The 3,618-nt window shown below is 35.8% G+C and carries 6 protein-coding genes; all 6 read left to right on the top strand.

Annotated elements, in window-relative coordinates:
• Nucleotides 1-79 precede the first annotated feature (79 nt).
• The 6 genes from TS1_RS12035 to TS1_RS12010 all read left to right on the top strand — a co-directional run bounded on the left by TS1_RS12035 (nucleotide 80) and on the right by TS1_RS12010 (nucleotide 3,510).
• Nucleotides 80-262: an SHOCT domain-containing protein gene (locus tag TS1_RS12035; protein WP_010620812.1), complete on the top strand. Its 183-nt coding sequence runs from the start codon at nucleotides 80-82 to the stop codon at nucleotides 260-262.
• Between the two features lie 11 nt (nucleotides 263-273).
• Nucleotides 274-537: an SHOCT domain-containing protein gene (locus tag TS1_RS12030; RefSeq protein ID WP_017866944.1), complete on the top strand. Its 264-nt coding sequence runs from the start codon at nucleotides 274-276 to the stop codon at nucleotides 535-537.
• Nucleotides 538-565: 28 nt separating this feature from the next.
• Nucleotides 566-952 (top strand): DUF302 domain-containing protein, encoded by a 387-nt coding sequence (locus TS1_RS12025; RefSeq protein WP_010620814.1) that lies wholly within the window; start codon nucleotides 566-568, stop codon nucleotides 950-952.
• A gap of 97 nt (nucleotides 953-1,049) precedes the next feature.
• Nucleotides 1,050-2,534 (top strand): multicopper oxidase family protein, encoded by a 1,485-nt coding sequence (locus TS1_RS12020; RefSeq protein WP_068710714.1) that lies wholly within the window; start codon nucleotides 1,050-1,052, stop codon nucleotides 2,532-2,534.
• Nucleotides 2,535-2,563: 29 nt separating this feature from the next.
• On the top strand, nucleotides 2,564-2,791 hold the full coding sequence (locus TS1_RS12015) for an SHOCT domain-containing protein (RefSeq protein WP_068710713.1): 228 nt from the start codon (nucleotides 2,564-2,566) through the stop codon (nucleotides 2,789-2,791).
• A gap of 92 nt (nucleotides 2,792-2,883) precedes the next feature.
• Nucleotides 2,884-3,510, top strand: a complete 627-nt coding sequence (locus TS1_RS12010; RefSeq protein ID WP_068710712.1) for a class I SAM-dependent methyltransferase — start codon at nucleotides 2,884-2,886, stop codon at nucleotides 3,508-3,510.
• The last annotated feature ends 108 nt before the right edge of the window (nucleotides 3,511-3,618 follow it).

The raw sequence follows: 3,618 nt of genomic DNA, 5'->3' as shown, positions 1-3,618 counted from the left end.
TTCAGGTCGTGAATCCATAAAATCTCCATAAATTTTCAGTAAAGTTAAGGAAGCAGAAATAGAAAAAGGAGGAGACTGCTTGGGACTCATATTATTTGTTATAGTTGGTTATTTCATTTATAAATACTTGGAGGATAAACAGAATGGAACAAGTATTTTTAGAGAGCAGAATAGTGCGTTGGATATTTTAAATGAACGATATGCCAAAGGTGAAATAGATGAGGAAACATATAGAATAAAAAAAGAAACATTAAATGAATAAGGAGTGATTCAATGCACGGCTATTGGTATAACGGTTTTGATAACATGATGAATTTTGGTTATGAGAATAGTTGGTGGTTTATGATATATGATGGATTGAAATTGTTAGTTATTATTGGGGCAGTCATCTTTATCGCAAAAATGCTGATGAATCGTTCGAATAATGACCATGCATCAAACTCAAATCGTGCCATTAATATATTAAAAGAGAGATACGCTAGAGGAGAAATATCAGAGGAAGAGTATAGAGATAAACTAAACAAGTTGAGAGAGTAATCAAAAATATAAAGAGGAGAAGAAACCAATGCACATCGTATATGAAAAAAAGACAAACAAGAAACTTGGCGAGGCTATTGATTCGTTAACTGAACAATTAAAAGAAAATGGGTTTGGTGTATTGTGGCAACTTAACTTTAAAGACAAACTTAAGGAAAAAGGATTAGACTTTGAAGAGGATTTTGTTGTAATGGAAGTATGTAATCCTAAAAAAGCAAAAGAAGTTATGGGAAAAAATATCCATATCGGCTATGTTCTACCGTGTAAAATGGTTGTTAGAGAAAAAAATAATCAGACATATATTGGTATGACACGTCCGGAAGCCTTAATCGATTTATTCGATGATTTCAATTTGAATGAAATTGCCAAAGAAGTTGAGGGGACACTTAGACAATCAATAGAATCGACTGTTTAAAAAAAGTAATTAAAGCTGTCTTAAATTGTATTTAGGATGGCTTTTTAGTTGAGTAATAGATGAATAAATATAGTCTGAGAACGATAAGGATGATCAAATGAATAAAAACAGAAAATGGTATACAATTATAATCATTTCTATGCTCCTGCTTATAGTGTATGTTGGTTACTTTTTCATAAATTCAGGAAGGGGGCTTGAAAGGGTGGATAATCCCAACAGACAAGCAGTTGATTCGGGAATAATGAATAATACAAAAGATGAAAAAAAAAATAAGTTGCCTATTCCGCCCCTACTAGAGGATAAAAATCCTGAAGAAGGAAAAGCAGAATTTGATTTGAATGTACAATATGGAAAAAAGGAATTCATTGAAGGACAGGAAACTGAAACGTTAGGTTACAATGGTGATTATTTAGGCCCTATTATAAGAGTGGATAAAGGTGACGACGTAAAAATCAATGTAGCGAATACACTGGATGAGCCGACAACGGTTCATTGGCATGGATTAGAAGTCCCTGGAGAGATGGATGGTGGCCCCCATCAAGTCGTAGACCCGAAGTCAAGCTGGCAGCCTTACTTTACAATTGATCAACCGGCTGCAACGCTTTGGTATCATCCACATCTGCTGCATAAAACAGGTGAACAAGTTTACAAAGGATTAGCTGGCCTTTTCTATATAGAAGATGAAAAATCTAAAGAATTGAACATACCTAAAGAACATGGCGTCAATGATATTCCTCTTGTCGTACAGGATAAACGGTTTACACAGGATGGACAGATTCCCTATGAGTTAGGTATGAGAGATGTGATGGATGGATTTAAGGGAGACACTGTACTGGTCAATGGAGCAATCGCACCTGAACTGGATGTGAAAAGTGAAGTTGTTCGACTCAGACTTTTAAATGGTTCGAATGCACGTGCTTACGACTTTAATTTCAGCGATAATCTTGCGTTTTATCAGATTGCTTCTGACGGAGGCTTTTTAGAAAACAGTATAGAAATGCATGAGGTATCCCTGGCGCCAGCTGAAAGAGCCGAGATACTCGTAGATTTTTCAGATTACAACACAGGTGATAAAGTCGTTTTGAGAGATGGCAGCTATGAAGTGATGACGATAACTATTACAGAAGAATCTGACAGCTCCAGCAGTATACCTGAAGAACTGGTCGACATCGTTCAATATGACAGAGATGACGTCGTGACGACCCGTGACTTTGTCATGAGTGGTATGGGACCCATGGTGGATATAAACGGTAAGCAAATGGATATGGATAGAATAGATGAATACCTGAATTTAAATGAACTGGAAGAGTGGGTCGTTACTAATGAGTCTGCTGGAATGGGAATGATGAGCGGCGAGACGCCACATCCTCTTCACGTCCATGGCGTACAGTTTCAAGTGATTGAAAGAAATGGAGGAGAACCGCCTTTAAATGAACAAGGATGGAAAGATACGGTGATGGTAGAAAGTGGAGAAGAAGTAAGGCTTTTAGTTAAGTTCAAGCAGAAAGGTTTGTTCATGTATCATTGTCACATATTGGAACATGAAGACGCGGGTATGATGGGTCAATTTTTAGTTGAATAAATAGATAAGAGAGTAATGGAGATGGCAAAATGTACGATGGAGTTTGTTCTGGAATAATAGGCAGTGGATTTTTATGGCCGATACCAGTGGTGCTTGTGTTTTTGATTGGTTTGTCCATGATCATGATAGCCAAAAATAATAGACAGAAAAAACGACCGATAGAGAGTTCTTCGCTGGAAATTTTAAATGAAAGATATGCCAGGGGAGAAATCGATGATCAAGAATATAGTCGGCGTAAAAAGAATTTGGACCTGTAAACTAGATAAAAATAGTTACTTCTAAATATTTTAAATGATATAAAAGTTAGCTGTAAAATATGTCCATGCAACCGCTTTGAGGAGGTGAAAGATTGGCTGGTGATAACAACAAAATAAAAAATAGATACAATCGCGTATCAAAAATATATGACCTCATGGAAAAACCGATGGAATCTATGCTGATGGATGATTGGAGAAAAGAATTATTCGAAAAAATAGAAGGGAAAAAAATATTGGAAGTCGGTGTGGGCACAGGTAAAAATTTAGAGTTTTATTCGACAGATAAAGAAGTCACCGGAATAGACTTCAGCGAAAAGATGTTAGAAAAGGCTAAAAATAAGAGTAAAGATAAGGATCATGTCACGTTAATGGAAATGGATGCAGAAAACATGACTTTCGAAGATAATACATTCGATACAGTGGTCACCTCCTGCGTGTTTTGCTCTGTTCCTGATCCTGTTAAAGGATTAAAAGAAATACGAAGAGTCTGCAAGAATGGCGGCAAGGTTATTATGTTGGAACATATGCGAAGCAACAAGCCAGTTGTTGGAAAAATTATGGATCGTATCAATTTTATCCCCCTGCATATTTGGGGCGCAAATATCAATAGACAAACCTTGAAAAATTTACAAGAAGCAGGCTTCAATAAAGAGGATACTACCTATAAGAATGTATGGAGCGACGTTGTAAAAATTATAGAAATAAGGAATAAAAAATAACCTGAACAATTCGTGAAAAATATATCAGTGAAATGAAGAAATACACAAAAGAAAAAATATTGGACGAACTTTTAATATATATAGAAAACTTACCAAACCTAAATAATT

The organism is Tetragenococcus solitarius NBRC 100494, from assembly GCF_001544195.1.
Classification (GTDB): domain Bacteria; phylum Bacillota; class Bacilli; order Lactobacillales; family Enterococcaceae; genus Tetragenococcus; species Tetragenococcus solitarius.
This window is presented reverse-complemented; position numbering and strand designations above follow the sequence as displayed.